The sequence below is a fragment of the Oceanispirochaeta crateris genome, from assembly GCF_008329965.1.
Taxonomy (GTDB): Bacteria; Spirochaetota; Spirochaetia; order DSM-2461; family DSM-2461; genus Oceanispirochaeta; species Oceanispirochaeta crateris.
In genome coordinates, this window is the sequence record NZ_CP036150.1 from 2,300,960 (window position 1) to 2,317,383 (window position 16,424).

Below are 16,424 nucleotides of genomic sequence, written 5' to 3' on the forward strand. Positions count from 1 at the left end.
TACTGTATCCCGTATGATTAGTTCCCCGGTAAAAATCAAGACTCCTATGGTTAAAGACAGATCCGCTTAAAGTTTCAAGAGAACCAATACCACAGGCAACCTAGGTAGGTGTTTTCCTAGAAACAAAAGTCTTTTCATCATTGATCAGAAGGCAGAAGTGACCTATTCCTGATAATCGACCAGCAACGGGTTTAGATTCTAGTATGTATTCATCTACAGCATGACACCACCGCAGGAGGAAGTAGAACTATCACTGATACAAAAATCCTTGATTTCTCCAGGATTTTTTATAGCCTCTTTCTTTATAATTTTTGCGGAGTCCCCATCCTGATATCTCAAATATTTAGAAATTTCTTCAATGTGGTTGCACTCCTGCGTCAGTGTATCTTCACCTTTCATTTACGAAGAATAAGCCCCAATTATCTTTATTGCAAATATTCAACTTTTACTATCAAGGGCACTCAAATTACCAAAAATACAAATAGTAAGATTTCTAGCGAGGATCAACATATTAACTTCATAGTAGTTCTTCTTCAATTCTTTCATATAACTCATAATACCCTCTGCGATTCAGGAATTCCTTGTGTAATGCTCAAAAGTATGCAAATTTTCTTTCGTAATAATATTCAGGGGCGTAATGACTACTCTTTGAATTGACTTTTTGAGGACCTGGGAATCATAGAGGGACATGACCCCCTTATACCCCTGATCTTCGGGTTGCTGGGTCAGAATGAAATCGATGATGCCCTTCTCAACATAGCCCTCTCTACCGGGAATTAGGTCGTACCCAATCAAGGGAATACGACAGTAAGACTCCCCTCGTTTTTCAAGAAAGGAGGCTACGTAATAAACCGATGAGTTGGCTACGAAAATTCCGCTGGGAGGAAACTGGACTCCCCTGAAAAACTCATCCAGACAGGAATGAAAACTTGCCTCATCATCCACATCTTCCTTCATATTCAAAAGAAGCGTATCCCTCCGGTTCTCCTGCATAAACTGACGGAATCCATCTATCCTCTTGGCTAGGTGTGGATTGCTTCCAGGCGGCTCAATAAGCAATATAGATTGACCAGATTCTCCTTGAGGGGAGTGATTGAGAAGCAGACTCATGAGCTTTCCCGAAAGGGCGCCGCTTTGATAAGAGTCCTGTCCGATATAGGAAAGAGTCCTGGTTAATTCTGGAATATCCGAGTCGATGAACAAGTAAGGGATTGTCAGATCCCTCAAAAAAGGCTTCAAATCATCCGGCCGGACGGCGGCGATAAGGAGCCCGTCAACATGAGAGGCCAGTACATCTTTTAGGATAGCCAAACATGATTCTGAAGAATACCTGTCAAATGTGAATAATTGAACTGTGCTGCCGTAAGAGCCAAGCTCCTGAGCCGCCTTTTCTATGCCCTCTGCAACGAGCTGCCAGTAACCGCCGTCTTGGGCCAGATGAGGAATCATGGCAGCAAAACTATGGCTCTTCGTTTTCTTCAGACCCCTGGCATGGATATTGGGAATATAGTGAAGCTCTTCCATGGCCTGCCTGACTTTTTCGGCTGTCTTATCTGAGAAACGGCCTCGCTTATGAATGATCCTGTCTACAGTTCCTATGGAAACACCCACTGCATCTGCAATATCTTTGATAGTAGGCATTCATCCTCCTCACAGAACAATATCGTAAACTTGTCAAAAACCGCCTTTCATATTTGGCTCCGCAGGTGATCTTCACGGCTGGGAGCATGAAATTTCAATTGACAGGAAGGCAGTACAGGGACTAAAATGCGTTATCGATAACGCAAATAATAAATCCAAATAATAGTGTTGTAAAGGGGAATATAGAATGGGTCTGAAAAAACAAATTGAATCAGGGCAGGCTGTTCTGGGCATCGAGCTGGGTTCAACCAGGATCAAGGCGGTCCTCATAGATGCGAACAGGAAGCCTATTGCCTCCGGTGGATATGACTGGGAAAACTCTCTTATTGACGGAGTCTGGACCTATGATCTGGAAGAAGTCTGGACAGGGGTTCAGGGCAGTTATGCCAAACTGAAACAGGATGTCATGGCAAAATACGGAGTCACTCTTAAAACAGTAAAAGGCCTCGGTTTCAGCGGTATGATGCATGGATATATTGTCTTCGATAAAGAGGACAAACAGCTCACCCCCTTCAGGACATGGCGTAACAATTTCACCAGTGAAGCCTCGGCTGCACTGACAGGACGTTTCAACTACAACATACCCCAAAGATGGAGCATAGCCCATCTCTATCAGGCTATTTTAAACAATGAATCCCATGTCTCTGAAATCGCTTATATGACAACACTGGCAGGATACATTCACTGGAAACTCACTGGAGAAAAAGTGATGGGTGTCGGCGAAGCCTCTGGAATGTTCCCCATTGATCTTAAAAGCAAAGAGTTTGATGCCGACCTCATCAACAGCTTTGATACACTCATAGAAGAAAAGGGATTCAAATGGAAGCTTAAAGAGATACTGCCCCAGGTGCTGGTTGCAGGAGAGAAAGCAGGAACTCTGACAAAAGAGGGAGCCCTCCTCCTGGATAGCAGCGGAGAACTGACACCAGGAATTCCCCTTTGTCCTCCCGAAGGCGATGCGGGTACAGGAATGGTTGCCACCAACAGTGTTGCCGTCAGAACCGGAAATGTTTCGGCTGGAACGTCTGTGTTCGCCATGCTGGTCCTGGAAAAAGCACTGTCAAAAGTTCATCCCGAGATAGACCTGGTCACTACTCCAGACGGCAATCTTGTGGGAATGGCCCACTCCAATAATTGTACCTCCGATTACGATGCCTGGATATCCCTCTTTGGTGAAGCTGCAAAAGCCCTGGGAGCGGAAGTATCAGTACCGGTCCTCTATGACACCCTACTCGGCCTGTCCCTCAAGGCAGATCCGGATTGTGGAGGTCTTCTGGCTTACGGCTATATCTCAGGAGAACATATGACTGGTTTCAGCGAAGGCCGGCCTCTTTTTGCAAGATCGAATGACAGTAACTTTACCCTTCCAAATTTCATAAGAACCCATCTTTTCACCTCTCTTTGTGCTTTGAAAACGGGCCTGAATATCCTGATAGATGAGGAAAAGGTTGTGGTGGATGAAATAAGAGGACATGGCGGATTTTTCAAGACAGCCGAAGTGGGACAGAAAATCATGGCCGCCGCGACAAACACTCCAGTTTCTATTCTTGAAACAGCTGGTGAAGGCGGAGCATGGGGCATTGCCCTTCTGGCCTCCTATATGGCTCAAGAAGAAGAACAGACCCTCCCTGAATTTCTCAATGATGTTTTCAAAGAAAGTATGGGTGTTGCGGTAAAACCAGACCCCGCAGATGTGAAAGGATTTAATTCCTTCTTCGACCGCTACCATAAGGGGCTTCCCCTGGAAAGAGCTGCCGTAGAAAACCTGGATTAATCTTGGTCATCCGGAATGGGAAGATCCATATCGACCTGTTCCGGATTCAATTCTTCTGTAGCATAGCGGGTCAAACTCCCGCTCCGTAGAAAGATGTCCATCAGATCTTCATCCAAATGTCCCTCCGAGACCATTCCTTTCATGATTTTTAGAGCCTTGGATAGTTTCATGGGTTCACGGTAAGGACGATCCATGGCGGTGAGTGCCTCGAAAATATCGGCTAGTGTGATGATCCTGGCCTGCAGGGGAATCTGGTCGGCTTTGAGTCCCCGGGGATAGCCTGAGCCATCAAGCTTTTCATGATGCATGGATGCATAATCCCCCACCCTGGACAGATGGCCAGGAAAGGGCAACTCTTCAAGAATCTGGAAGGTCATCTGAGCATGGTGTTCGACCTGCTTCCGTTCTTCAGGATTCAGATTTCCTTTGCGAATAGAGAGATTGTACAACTCATTTTCGGTCAAATAAGGATAGGATTGATCCTTATAGGTATAACTTTTCCCACTGATTTCTTTGAGTCTCTTCAGGTTTTCATCACTTAAGTATTCTGAACTGCTATTACAGCTTTTCAAAAATTCAAACTCTTCTTCCAGTTCATCCCAATCTGCCTGCCGTGCTTCGTTGCAACCCATGGACCCCATCATTCTGTACCGGGCTTCAATGATCTCAATACCATCTTGCATTCTCTCGAGCTTGGTCCTTTTATCCATCACATTTTCAGGGGTCGTGATCTTGCCGATATCATGCATCCATGCAGCCAGTCGCAGTTCCTCCAACTCCTCTTCATTAAAGAGGACAGGTCCGTACTTTCCCATTTGGTTACGGTTCACCTCGGCGGCGATATACATGGTCAAAATAACTACACGCCTGATATGACCACCCGTATAGGCAGATTTTTCATCAATGGCAGCGGCAATACTGCGGATAAAGGCATTGAAGAGCTCTTCCAAATTCTTGCCTAGCTGGACATTGGTCAAGGCGACAGCGGCTTGAGAGGCTAAAGAGATGATCAATTTCTCTGAAAAATCAGAGAAGGGCTGAACAGCACAGAGGTCCTGACTCCGGGCGTTGATCAGTTGAATCACTCCTATCAAATCTCCGGACATGTTCTTCATGGGAATAACCAGCATGGATTCAGAGCGATAATTATTCAGTTTGTCATATTCGACAACACCGGAAAAATCAAAGCTTTCTCCGGTTTCATAGACATTGGAAATATTTATGACCTTTCCGGTCACAGCGGCATGAGAGGAAACATTGGCTGTATTCGGTTTTCCGTCCCTGATCAAAGGAACTGGAGGAAGTCCGATGGGATCTCCACGCACTCCCCCCTGGCGAATGCCCATGGACTGATTATGTAGAATTGAAAATTCAAGGTGGTTCTTTTCGGGGTTATAAAGATACAGGGTACCGCCGTCAGCCCTTGTCAATTTTTCGGCTTCATCCAGAATCAATTCCATTAATCGATTCACATTCCTTTCTGTAGAAAGGGCAAGACCGACCTCGGCAAATGCCCTATATCCGCTTTCGCTCTCTTTCAGGAAGTCTACTTTATTCTTCAGGTTTTTGTTGGCATCTGCAAGATTACGCCTCAGCTCATTGTAGGTCTGGGACAAGAGGCAAAACTCATCATCCGTGTCTAGTTTAATCTCCTTAAAATGGTCCATGTCTCCGGATTTCATGGAATCAATGAGCAGCTCCAGAGGATGAATAATCTGTTTGTGAAATCGATTTCGAAACACAAAATACAGGAGGGCAATGGAAACAAGGATGAATGACAAAATAGAAAAGAAAATGATGTTCCGAGTTCTTAGAAGGGAGGACCTATTGTGAATAAGCAGCACCGCATAGTGGGTATTCTTGTTTACGATCCCGGAGAGAGACAAGGGAGCATAATAAATATTCTGAGCATTCCCAGAAAATTGGACATTTTCATAATAGCCTGTCTCTCCTGCAATGCCTTTTACAACGGCTTCACTGATTTCCTGAGGCCAGTCAATGTTGTATTCCTCATGATTTAAATATCCCTGGCCATTGAGCTCTGAGACATCAGGCCCCAAGACGGAACGTTTCATAGTTTTAAGATTGAACATTTCGGAGAGAATTGCACTATCAGGATGAGCGATCACCACGCCTTCCGTATCGGTAACAATGGCATACATATCTTCCAAAACCAGGGAAGATTCAACAATCTCCTGAAATTTATGAAAATTGATATTCATCCCCATGATTCCGATGAACTGTCCCTGGTCCCAGATAGGATGAAAAATCGAAGCCACCGGCTTGGCACCGGTCAATGAGAAATAGGAGTGGGAAATAAAGGAACGGTAGTCCTGATTGAGTGCCATTTCTCTAAACCACCAACGGTTTTCTCTTTCTCCCAAGTCACCATAGGATCTGGCCGTTTGATACCCATTGTGATCCTGTATGAAAAAGAGTTCTACAAAATCGTACTGATTCTGAACCTGTCCTAATAAAGGATAACCAGAGCTGTCACTCAAAGGAGATTCTGTATCATAGAGATTTCGGTATGTCTCAGACCTTATCTCCCAGTTTTCATCGGCATTGAGGATGGTGTCTTTGATCTCAGGATTAATGGAGAGTTGGTAATTCACTGAAATCGCATGATCCAGAAAAATCCGGATGTGATCACTCAGAGCCTTCAGCTGTATTTGGTCTTTCACATGTCCATCTTGCTCATTACTAAATAAGAGGTAAGCCGTAATGGATATGGATGAGATGAAAACGGATAAAGCGACAGACAGGATCAGCAGCAAATTGAATCTGCGGGAGACTTTACTCATTATACAAACTTCGGATGATTATCAGAGTTGTGTCAAGCATTATTTAAAGAAGCCTGTATGTCAAATGGTGAAATCATCAAAAAATCACCAATCAATGGGAAAGTAATCTTTGAGAAACTTCCCGCACCAATGTTTTCCAGTATTGATACCGTCAAAAAAGGGATCACAAACTCTGGCAGCACCATCAACAATATCCAGTGGCGGCTGAAAATCATGTAGCTCTTCTTTCAGTTTAGAAAGCTGAACAGGGTCTTCATCAGTGACCCATCCTGTATCTACCGCATTCATATAGATTCCAAAGTCGGCCAACCCTCTGGCTGAAGTATGGGTCAGCATGTTCAATGCAGCCTTTGCCATATTGGTATGGGGATGACGTTCGGCTTTTTTAAAGCGATGAAATTTACCTTCCATAGCAGAAACATTGACGATGTGTTTTTGACCCGTATTATCCCGTTTCATCATGGGGATGAGCCTGTTGCAGAGCACAAAGGGGGCCACCGCATTGACCAGCTGTATTTCAAGCATCTCTGAAGTCTGGATCTCTCCAAGTTTTAGACGCCAACTATTGGTTTTTCTCAAATCGACCTGCTGCAGATCCACATCCAGCTTCCCTGCGGGAAAAATGGCCTCCGTAGAGAGGGTATCATCATAGGTATAGGGAATTTGGGATAGCCGTGCCGATTCTCTGAGGCCGACTCCCGGGAGTTTCCCATGCCAGGAGACGGGCAATGCGCTTTCCCGGCTCAGATCATATTGGTCCACTGAGTCCAGTTTTGCTGTGCAAACCTGAAAATTTTCCAGTAGCTTCTGTGTGTTCTCAGGCAGATCATGAAAAGACCTTGATTCATTTTCCATCATGTGGGCATAAAATCCGGGAGGTCTTCTCACTGTTTGGGCCGCATTGTTGATAAGGATATCCAGGCGGCTATATTTTTCTTCCAGATGGCTGCAGAATATCTCCACACTGGGCGTATGCCTCAGATCCAGACCATAGATGTGAAGCCTGTCACCCCAATCCTTATAGCCCTCTTCTTTCGCATATCGCAGGGCCGAATCAACGGGAAAACGGGTTGTTGCAATCACAGTAGCTCCGGCTCGGAGCATCATCAGGGTAGCCTGATACCCAATTTTCAAACGAGAACCCGTAATCAGGGCAACCTGTCCTGTTAAGTCGGCACTCTGAAATCGTTTTTGATAGTTCAGCTCCGCACAGGAAGGACACATGGCATCATAAAAAAAATGCAGCTTTTTGTATTCGGCCTTACAGACATAGCAGTTTCTGGGAGAATGAAGTTCCAGAGTATCATCATTTTCGATGGAGCTGTCCCTAAGCAGAAGCTGAGCTGGAGCCGTAAAGACCTCAAACTCTCTGGCTTGACGGATTCCCGTAGAAGCCCTGGCTTTCCGCTCTTCTAAAACGATCTGCTGCCGCTTTATCTGGCGTTTTGTCTTATACCTCAGCTTTCTCTGATTGATATCAGGTTTAGACAGAATTCCAGCTGATTTCATGAAGTGGATCTGCTGTTCTTTGGGAAGTCTTGCAAAGTCATCATGATGTGCCGCCAAATGAGAAAGCACATCCAGGCACAACTCTATGTCTTCTTCTGAAAATTGTTTAACACCGGTTTTCACATTCTCACCCTTATCAACATCTTTGAAATTATTGCCGCATTATAGCGAAACAGAGAGACTTACTCATTCGAAAATCTCTCAATATCATGTTGTTTTTGTGGTTTTCTTAAGAAAAACGAAACCTCCGGAATTCACTCCGGAGGTTTTAAACTCAATGATAACTAGAAAATCAGGCCATTGCTTTTTCGACGGCAACCGCCACGGCAACAGAAGCACCGACCATGGGGTTATTTCCCATTCCGATGAGTCCCATCATTTCTACGTGAGCCGGTACGGAAGATGACCCTGCGAACTGAGCGCTGGAGTGCATTCTACCCATGGTATCGGTCATACCATAGGAAGCAGGACCGGCAGCCATATTGTCAGGATGCAGAGTCCGTCCTGTTCCTCCACCGGAGGCTACAGAAAAGAAGTCTTTTCCCTGCTCATTGCACTCTTTTTTATAGATACCTGCTGTGGGGTGCTGGAATCTTGTGGGGTTTGTAGAGTTACCTGTAATGGAAACATCTACGCCCTCTTTGTGCATAACAGCAACACCTTCAGAAACATCATCCACACCATAACAGTTGATGGTCCCTCTGTCTCCATCGGAGAATTTGGTTTCCTTCACAACGGCAAGTTCCCCTGTTTCATAGTTGTACTTGGTTTCTACATAGTTGAACCCGTTGATTCTGGAAATCAGGTAGGCTGCATCCTTACCAAGTCCGTTCAGGATTACCCGCAGGGGTGCTTTTCTAACAGTATTGGCATTCTGGGCAATCTTAATTGCACCTTCAGCGGCTGCAAATGACTCATGACCAGCAAGGAAACAGAAGCAGTTGGATTCATCGCTCAGGAGTCTGGCGGCCAAATTTCCATGACCAATACCGACTTTTCGCTGATCTGCAACAGAACCGGGAATACAGAAAGCCTGAAGGCCTTCACCCAAAACCTCAGCAGCCTCACTGGCTTTTTTTATGCCCCGTTTAACAGCAATAGCCGCCCCGAGAACGTAAGCCCAGCTGGCGTTTTCAAAAGCGATATTCTGTGTTTCTTTAACGATTTCATAAGGATCGAAGCCTTTATCGGTACAGATCTTCCTAGCTTCTTCAAGGGATGAGATGCCGTTCTCTTTGAGAACTACTTCAATCTGTTTTATTCTTCTTTCATAACTTTCAAACAGTGCCATAATCTTTCTGCTCCTCCCTACTCGTGTCTCGGGTTAACAAATTTCACACCCTCGGCAAAACGACCATAGCTATTAGTACAGGCTTTAACCGCTTCATTGGCGTCTTTACCGTCTTTGATAATCATATCCATCATGGGTCCTGTTTTTACATACTCATAACCGATGATCTCATCATTCTTATCCAGAGCCAGTTTGCTAATATAACCTTCGGCAAGATTAAGGTACCTGGCACCCTTGGCCTTTGTACCATAGGTGGTTCCCACCTGGGAAACGAGTCCTTTACCAAGGTCTTCCAATCCGGCACCCACGGGCAGTCCACCCTCTGAGAACGCAGTCTGGGAACGACCATAGGCGATCTGAAGAAACAGTTCTCTCATGGCAACATTGATTGCATCACAAACAAGGTCGGTATTGAGGGCTTCCAGAATAGTCTTTCCTGTGAGCAGTTCTGAGGCCATAGCCGCAGAATGAGTCATCCCGGAGCAACCGATTGTTTCAATCAGACACTCTTCGATGATCCCTTCCTTGATGTTTAATGACAGTTTACATACACCCTGCTGGGGTGCACACCAGCCGGCTCCATGGGTAAACCCGGAGATGTCGGTAACTTCCTTAGCAACCCTGAATTTTCCTTCCATCGGAATGGGCGAAGATTCATGCTTGGGTCCTCTGGAAATGGGACACATTTCTTTTACTTCTACAGAGTATTCCATTTTTCCTCCATTATACGGCCGGGATTGAAGAGCAACCCCGGTTTCATATTTTGTTCAAAGCCTTAGGGCCTTGTGTTGGTGAGTCTTTCCATTAAATGTGATTATTGTTAAAGGTGATAAAACACATATGGCAAGCTTAAATGACTTAGATAACAGTTTTGAATATATTAGGGGAAAACAATGATTTTGAAAATAGGCTTTTCAGGATAAATGAGTAATATTTTATCTTATACCCCAATGCTTAAATCATTGGCTTCAGATAAATAGGAAACGCCACAGAAAGAAAACGAACAGACCGCTGGCAATAGAAGCCATCAAAGTATGCTTTCTCCACAAAGAACCTGCAGTTAAAGCTGCCAAAGAACCAAAGATGTAGGCATTCTGCCAACTGATATCCCAAGAGCCTTCGGGAAGTAGGACAGATGGCATAATGATGGCCGTCAGTACCGCCGGAGGAACATAATAGAGGGCTCTCTCCATCAAATCGGGCATTTGGAAACGATCGGCCAAAGCCAGGAGTATATACCGAATAAGAAATGTGACAGCCGTCATACCTGCCAGCATAAGAACTTCCTGGCCGCTCATGCCCGATCCTCCTTTAATACAGCCTTGATGGAAAGAGATTTTTCTGTGAGCAATCCGGCGGCCACTCCAGCTAGAGCGGCAACGATGAGTCCCAACTTAAAAGGAAAAAATCCAGTCATCAAAGAGACAGCACCAGCGCTTATGACACAGATGAGGGCGGGTTTGTTCCTCACAAAGGGGATAGTCATACCAATAAATGTCACGGGCATGGCAAAATCCAGCCCCCAGGATGTGGCGTCGGGAATACGGCTTCCAAGGAGGAGTCCCAGGGCACACCAAAACTGCCAATTGACATACATGGCTAAAGAAGCGCCCAGCTGATACCAGTGTTTTAAGGGTGAATGATCTTCCTGCCGATACCTGACCACCGAAACGGCAAAGGCCTCGTCAGTCAACCAGAAAGCCAGAGGGATTCTCCATCTTTGGGGAAGAGTCCTCAAATAGGGAAGAAGAGTGGCGCTGTACAGCATATGTCTGAGATTCACCACAAGGGTTGTAAATACAATGATTAAAGTGGGAGCTCCAGCCGCCACGAGACCAACAGCAATGAACTGGGCCGAACCGGCAAAAACAAGGAGAGACATAACCATAGCAGCGGCGTTGGAAAGTCCTGCCGTCACCGCCAGAGTTCCGTATATCAGTCCGAAGGGAGCCGTTCCGAGAAGGAGGGGAATAGCCCCTCGTGTTCCATTTATAAATTCTTTAGTCCTACTCATATTTTTCATCGCGTTTCCAGTTTATTTAACATTTGCAGGAATTTTTAGCAACTTCATCATAAAAAGAATAAAGATGGAAACTCTGAGAAAACCTATGGGAGAACTATTTTTAGAATACAATAGGCACCATACGGTTTCACAGAGATCGGGACCAAGGTGACATTTGTTTCCACATTGGAATCTGCGAATCCACCCCTCTCGGGGCGGATTAAACTGCAAAAGTAGTATTACTCTTGGAAAGGCGTCTGCGGGAAGCCAGGATTTCATCTCCGTAAGCCCCTAAAATGCTCTCCAGCTTTTTTTCCAATACGGGCATTCCAAAGGCTTTCTTCATGGCATTAAAGCTGTTTTCGGTCCTAATGGCTCTGACACCAGGATCCTGAATAAACTGATAAATTTGGCCCAGGCAGTTCTCGGGAATGATCAAATTCCCTTTTTCATCATAATCATCCCTAATTTCGACGCATTCCAGGCCCCGGTTCATAATGTCTGTCTTATAGACCAGGTAAGTGGCCACAATGAGGGGCACTCTGGCAGCGACAGTTTCTAAAAGGGCATTCCCAAAACCTTCCCAGATGGGCAAATAGGTGACTATGTCTGAATTTACGAGAACATCCCTGTTTGTATATAATTTCCGGCCTTGTGCATCAACACCCCGAATAGAGGCAACACGATCAGCAATCAGATCCAGATGCACGCCTACACTCTCTGCAAGGGATTGAATACCTGTGACATAACTGTCATCCAGTTCATCCCCCTGATACAATGAAATAACAAAACGGATACGCTCTTTTAACTCCGGATATTTCATTTGAAACTGGGATACGAGCAAAATAGAATCTTCAATCCGTTTCCGGGGAACAATTCTAGTTGGCTGGAGGAACAGGATATCATCCTCTTTGAACCCCAGATCCATCCGAAATGTGCTGTTGTACTCATCTTTCACCGGAGGATGGTCAAAATCTTCACAATTGGGGACGATGTGCGGATTCACCCGCTTAATGGTCCTTAGATTATGGGCAGCATAAGAAGAGATCACAACATGTTCCAAAGAGGGATCATCGGGCGGCATGATTTCTTTCAGAAGATCTTCCATATGATTCCCGCTGAAACGGCTCCGCTCCCACCAGAAATCATGGTGATGAAATATCACAGACATCTTGTACTCCGATGCCAGTTTATATACGGCAGAACCACCGATGAGTGTCATGGGCATTGCATTTGTATTCTGGGCGATAAGGCAGTCAATCTTGTTATCGAGGAGAAAACGATGGATAGTATCCGCTGCTTCGGCTCCCTTTAAATCCAGATCCTCCAGAAGTTCTTTCCGATTATGCTCAGAAAGATTGCTTCTGTTTCCCGGAATGATATGGGGAAACATCAAAAGCTCTATATTTTTTTGGAAATCCGAATCAAAACACAGTTCTGGGACCTCCAGTCTTTTTTGTTCGGGCACCATGGGGAGATCGGAGGCAAAAGATCCCGCAATGGCGTAGACTTCATGTCCCAGAGAACCCAGGACTTCGATCCATTTATCAACTTCAAGGGACACGCCGTCAACGTCGCCCAGTTTTCCGCATACAAAAGCCAGCTTGTATTTCTGATTCATATTTCTAATCAACCTATAACTTACAATTTTAGTGTTTTCAGATCAGTATATAAAAAAACCGGAACCATGTCCCCGTGTCAAAGGAGGGATTCTTGGTTTTTCTCCTCTTTTACGCCCGGATAATAACTCTCTCGAATAAAAGTTCTCTGACTGAAAATGAATGAAAGAAAGGTCCTCACAAGGAAATGAAACCTGCATGAAAAGGCGATGATCAGCCACAGGAGGCTTCATCAGCCAACAGAAAAGAATTATTGCGCCGAAATGTCTTAAAATCAATGTTGTATTTTCTGGCACGGATGCCCATCATCCTGTTGGTAAGCCCCAACTGCTCCGCTGCCCGAGACAGATTTCCTCTCGTAGATTTTAGTGTTTCTACAATCATTTCATACTCAATGGAATCCAATTTTTGCTGAAGGGTTCCATGGATCTCCCGAGTCCCCAGATGCGGATCTGCCATCTGGAGAGACGGAGGCAGATGATAACCGTGAATAACGCGGTCTTCGCTGAGAATAACCGCCCGTTCTATCGAGTTCTCAAGCTCCCGAACATTCCCGGGCCAATGATATGAAATGAGCATATCAATGGCGGATGTCGAAATACGGTGAACATCTTTGCCGTTCAGATGGTTGTATTTTTCTATAAAGAAATCACTAAGAAGGAGGATATCCGTCGGTCTGGCTCGAAGAGGGGGAACCGTGATGGGAATAATATTCAATCTATAAAAAAGATCTTCCCGGAACTCCCCGGACCTCACTTTTTCTTCTAGGTTTTTATTTGTAGCGGCGATGATTCGCACATCAACTTTTATGGTGACAGACCCTCCAACGCGCTCGAACTCTCTCTCTTGAAGAACCCTGAGGAGCTTCGCTTGAATTCCAGGGCTGATCTCCCCAATCTCATCCAGAAACAGCGTGCCCTCCTGGGCTAGCTCAAAGCGGCCTTTCCTAGGATTAAGCGCCCCGGTAAAGGCTCCTTTCTCATGGCCAAACAATTCACTTTCTATGATTGTTTCAGGCAAAGCCGCACAGTTGAGTTTTACAAAAGCCCGTCCGGCCCTCGTGCTGGCATAATGGATGGCTTCGGCAACAAGTTCTTTCCCGACACCGCTCTCTCCTAAGATGAGGATTGTAGAATTGGCGGGAGCCACCTTTTGGATCATCTGATAAACAGGTTGGAGTGCCTTGGAATTGCCGATGATATTGGGTGGGTGTTTAACGGGATCTTCACAGCCTGAATATTCTTCCTGAATTTTCTGAATGCTCTCTTCATCTCTGGATCTGCTATGCTGAGCCGTCTGGGCAATCATGGACGCCAGAATCTGCAACAGCTGTTCATCCCCATCCAAACAGGAATCAGGAGAATAATCCTTGACCACACTGATGGTTCCTATTATCTGTACCCCCGTTCGGATGGGAACACAAAGAAAGGAACTCTCCCCGAGGTTGTTAAGCGTGCCTGTTCTATTGAGAAAACGTGCATCCTCACGAATCAGAGGGACAAGAATGGTCCGTCCAGTTTCGACGACTTCTCCCGTGATGCCTTCACCAGGATAGTAAATGCCTTTGGCTTTTTCCTCATCGGACACCCCAAAGGCTTCCTTAATCAGGATAGAACCGGCCTTTCTGTTAAAGATAGAAATCATTCCCCTTTTGTAGCTGTGATGCACACAGAGGCTCTGCAGAACCTGCCTCAGAAGTCTATCAATATCATTTCCGCTGAGCAGCAGTTGGCTGATGCTGGATATAAAATTCAGCTCTTTCCAAGTTTGATCATTACAATGAGGGCACTTCTCCGCCATATTCATAAACTCCTTTGGTTGCTATAAAGAATCCGCTTTTTTTGAAGACAACCATTCCGGAAAGCCCCAATTTACGGATTCTTCAATCTGCACTCTTCTTTTACAGCCGAGGACAGTACCGGGAGTCTGCTCCCCTAAGCATAAGGAACTACTTTCAAAAATATTTTGGAATCGAGTCATGAATACCTGAAATGCAATTATCAGGCCAAGTGAAACTAATAATTGATATTATATTATATGCTTATGTATAAATGACTTACAAAAACATACAAGAAAGGATGATTCTTTTCACAATGCATAAAAACAAACATTTATGTCTTATAATAACACTTCTCCTACAGAAATGTGGAAAAGTACTCTTTGGAAGAAAAGAGGAATCATCCCTGTTAAAAGGAAGATTCCCAGCTTTTCCGGAGATGCGAAAGGTTTAAAAACCAGGCTGATCAGGGGTGGAATTCACGCATTAGATCGGGCATGGAGAGCTCTCCCGCTTTCCGGGTAAACTCACCACTCTCCTGATGGAAATCATAATCCTCTCCCCAGGTTTTATAGTTCCTGATAACCTGAACAACAGACTGCCCTATATAACAGGCCTCGTCATCTGTCATTGTTGGATGCAGAGAGATCCTGACCCAACCCGGTTTCTGGGTCAAATCACCATGATCAATCATATCTGTGATCTTTCTGGATGTGTTATGATCGATGGAAAAAAGGATGTGTCCATAGGTTCCTGCACAGCTGCATCCCCCTCTTGTCTGGATTCCAAAGCGATCATTCAATAGTTTTACAATCAGATTATGGTGTTCTCCAAGAGCATAGACAGAAACGATTCCCAGCCGATCCCTGTTCTGGGGTTCCAGCATGAAAACAAGAGGCTCTTTTTTCAACTCGTCCAGGAGAATTTTATAGAGTTCCTCTTCTCTAGCTCTGATTTTCAAAGGGTCCATAGCTTCTTTCACTTCGATGGCAAGAGCCCCGCGGATGGCCTGTAGAAACCCGGGAGTACCTCCGTCTTCCCTGACTTCAATCTCATCAAAATAACTGTGACTACCAAAGGGGGTCGTCCATTTCACAGTACCACCCCCGGGCTGATCCGGGATGACTCTCTGATATAAATCATTGCTCAGTACAAGGACCCCAGAAGACCCCGGTCCTCCCAGAAACTTATGGGGAGAAAAATAAATGGCATCCAGCCTTTCTTCCGGATCTTCAGGATGCATGTTCATATCGACATAGGGAGCAGAAGCAGCAAAGTCAACAAAACAATACCCTCCTGCCTGATGCATCATTTTTGCCATTTCATAATAGGGAGTGATAATACCTGTCACATTACTGCAACCAGAAAAGGCACCTATTAAAAGGGGTCTATCCTGGTTTTTTTTCAAAAGGAATGCCAGAGACTTTAAATCGGGTAGTCCCGTCGTATCCACCCGGGGAAGGATCTCCACATCACAGGCACACTCTTCCCAGCTGATCTGATTTGAGTGGTGTTCCATATGAGTCAGTATGACTAGAGGTTTATTATCGCCATGGCAAGTTTCGGGACATCCCTCGGGGAGTCTCAGCCCCAGAATACGCTGGAGTTTACTGATGGCGGCGGTCATTCCGAACCCGGCTAGGAAAAGAGAGTCCCGTTTGTCTGCCCCCACATGGGATTTGATTTTCTGCCGGGCCTCATGATAGGCCCGGGTCATAGTTGTCCCCGTGATTGTAGTTTCCGTATGAGTATTGGCCACATAGGGACCAATCTTATTGGTCATGAACTCTTCTATGGGACCATAGAGACGACCGCTGGCAACCCAGTCAGCGTAGACGATGGGTCCGGTCTCTCCTGAAGCAAGGGTCATGCTCTGATTATTGCCGATGATTTTGTCACGAAAAGGAGCAAAGTGTTCACTTAAAGTCATAAAAGTTCCTGTCATAAATATATTTCTATATATAATAATCCCTAATAAAGGATAGAACAAGGTTCATTACATATAGT

The 16,424-nt window shown here is 45.2% G+C and carries 12 protein-coding genes; 1 reads left to right on the forward strand and 11 read right to left on the reverse strand.

Annotated elements, in window-relative coordinates:
• Positions 1-213: 213 nt before the first annotated feature.
• Positions 214-399 carry a hypothetical protein gene (locus tag EXM22_RS10400; RefSeq protein ID WP_149486453.1) on the reverse strand — a complete coding sequence of 62 codons (186 nt, stop codon included), beginning with the start codon at positions 397-399 and terminating at the stop codon, positions 214-216.
• Between the two features lie 171 nt (positions 400-570).
• Positions 571-1,641, reverse strand: coding sequence for a LacI family DNA-binding transcriptional regulator (locus tag EXM22_RS10405; RefSeq protein WP_149486454.1), 1,071 nt, complete (start codon positions 1,639-1,641; stop codon positions 571-573).
• Between the two features lie 187 nt (positions 1,642-1,828).
• Between EXM22_RS10405 and EXM22_RS10410 the strand changes: the two genes are divergently transcribed.
• Positions 1,829-3,415 carry a xylulokinase gene (locus EXM22_RS10410; protein WP_149486455.1) on the forward strand — a complete coding sequence of 529 codons (1,587 nt, stop codon included), beginning with the start codon at positions 1,829-1,831 and terminating at the stop codon, positions 3,413-3,415.
• On the opposite strand, the gene EXM22_RS10415 is transcribed toward EXM22_RS10410, so the two are convergent.
• The 9 genes from EXM22_RS10415 to EXM22_RS10455 form a co-directional block, all read right to left on the reverse strand.
• Entirely contained in the window at positions 3,412-6,219 is a 2,808-nt protein-coding gene (locus tag EXM22_RS10415) for an HD domain-containing phosphohydrolase (protein ID WP_149486456.1), read from the reverse strand. The two genes, EXM22_RS10410 and EXM22_RS10415, sit on opposite strands and share 4 nt — an antisense overlap.
• A gap of 84 nt (positions 6,220-6,303) precedes the next feature.
• Complete coding sequence (locus EXM22_RS10420; RefSeq protein WP_168203456.1) at positions 6,304-7,851, reverse strand: SDR family NAD(P)-dependent oxidoreductase; 1,548 nt, start codon at positions 7,849-7,851, stop codon at positions 6,304-6,306.
• 169 nt (positions 7,852-8,020) lie between these two features.
• A complete protein-coding gene (locus EXM22_RS10425) occupies positions 8,021-9,019 on the reverse strand; it encodes a GGGtGRT protein (RefSeq protein ID WP_149486457.1) in 999 nt (332 codons plus the stop codon).
• Positions 9,020-9,036: 17 nt separating this feature from the next.
• Complete coding sequence (locus EXM22_RS10430) at positions 9,037-9,732, reverse strand: iron-sulfur cluster assembly scaffold protein (protein ID WP_149486458.1); 696 nt, start codon at positions 9,730-9,732, stop codon at positions 9,037-9,039.
• A 255-nt stretch (positions 9,733-9,987) separates the two neighbouring features.
• Positions 9,988-10,317 carry an AzlD domain-containing protein gene (locus tag EXM22_RS10435; protein ID WP_149486459.1) on the reverse strand — a complete coding sequence of 110 codons (330 nt, stop codon included), beginning with the start codon at positions 10,315-10,317 and terminating at the stop codon, positions 9,988-9,990.
• The gene (locus EXM22_RS10440) at positions 10,314-11,042 is read right to left on the reverse strand and encodes an AzlC family ABC transporter permease (RefSeq protein ID WP_210411457.1); all 729 of its coding nucleotides are present in this window, start codon (positions 11,040-11,042) and stop codon (positions 10,314-10,316) included. Before EXM22_RS10440 ends, EXM22_RS10435 begins: the two co-directional genes overlap by 4 nt.
• Positions 11,043-11,241: 199 nt before the next feature.
• Positions 11,242-12,642: a glycosyltransferase family protein gene (locus EXM22_RS10445; RefSeq protein ID WP_149486461.1), complete on the reverse strand. Its 1,401-nt coding sequence runs from the start codon at positions 12,640-12,642 to the stop codon at positions 11,242-11,244.
• 211 nt (positions 12,643-12,853) lie between these two features.
• Complete coding sequence (locus tag EXM22_RS10450; protein WP_210411458.1) at positions 12,854-14,440, reverse strand: sigma 54-interacting transcriptional regulator; 1,587 nt, start codon at positions 14,438-14,440, stop codon at positions 12,854-12,856.
• Positions 14,441-14,883: 443 nt separating this feature from the next.
• The gene (locus EXM22_RS10455) at positions 14,884-16,347 is read right to left on the reverse strand and encodes an aminotransferase class V-fold PLP-dependent enzyme (protein ID WP_149486463.1); all 1,464 of its coding nucleotides are present in this window, start codon (positions 16,345-16,347) and stop codon (positions 14,884-14,886) included.
• Between the last annotated feature and the right edge of the window lie 77 nt (positions 16,348-16,424).

Excerpts from the sequence above, each read along its gene's own strand:
- EXM22_RS10455 (WP_149486463.1), bottom strand. The coding sequence starts at position 16,347 with ATGACTTTAAGTGAACACTTTGCTCCTTTTCGTGACAAAATCATCGGC.
- EXM22_RS10410 (WP_149486455.1), top strand. The coding sequence starts at position 1,829 with ATGGGTCTGAAAAAACAAATTGAATCAGGGCAGGCTGTTCTGGGCATC.
- EXM22_RS10445 (WP_149486461.1), bottom strand. The coding sequence starts at position 12,642 with ATGAATCAGAAATACAAGCTGGCTTTTGTATGCGGAAAACTGGGCGAC.
- EXM22_RS10440 (WP_210411457.1), bottom strand. The coding sequence starts at position 11,042 with ATGAAAAATATGAGTAGGACTAAAGAATTTATAAATGGAACACGAGGG.
- EXM22_RS10425 (WP_149486457.1), bottom strand. The coding sequence starts at position 9,019 with ATGGCACTGTTTGAAAGTTATGAAAGAAGAATAAAACAGATTGAAGTA.
- EXM22_RS10400 (WP_149486453.1), bottom strand. The coding sequence starts at position 399 with ATGAAAGGTGAAGATACACTGACGCAGGAGTGCAACCACATTGAAGAA.
- EXM22_RS10405 (WP_149486454.1), bottom strand. The coding sequence starts at position 1,641 with ATGCCTACTATCAAAGATATTGCAGATGCAGTGGGTGTTTCCATAGGA.
- EXM22_RS10430 (WP_149486458.1), bottom strand. The coding sequence starts at position 9,732 with ATGGAATACTCTGTAGAAGTAAAAGAAATGTGTCCCATTTCCAGAGGA.
- EXM22_RS10450 (WP_210411458.1), bottom strand. The coding sequence starts at position 14,440 with ATGGCGGAGAAGTGCCCTCATTGTAATGATCAAACTTGGAAAGAGCTG.
- EXM22_RS10415 (WP_149486456.1), bottom strand. The coding sequence starts at position 6,219 with ATGAGTAAAGTCTCCCGCAGATTCAATTTGCTGCTGATCCTGTCTGTC.
- EXM22_RS10435 (WP_149486459.1), bottom strand. The coding sequence starts at position 10,317 with ATGAGCGGCCAGGAAGTTCTTATGCTGGCAGGTATGACGGCTGTCACA.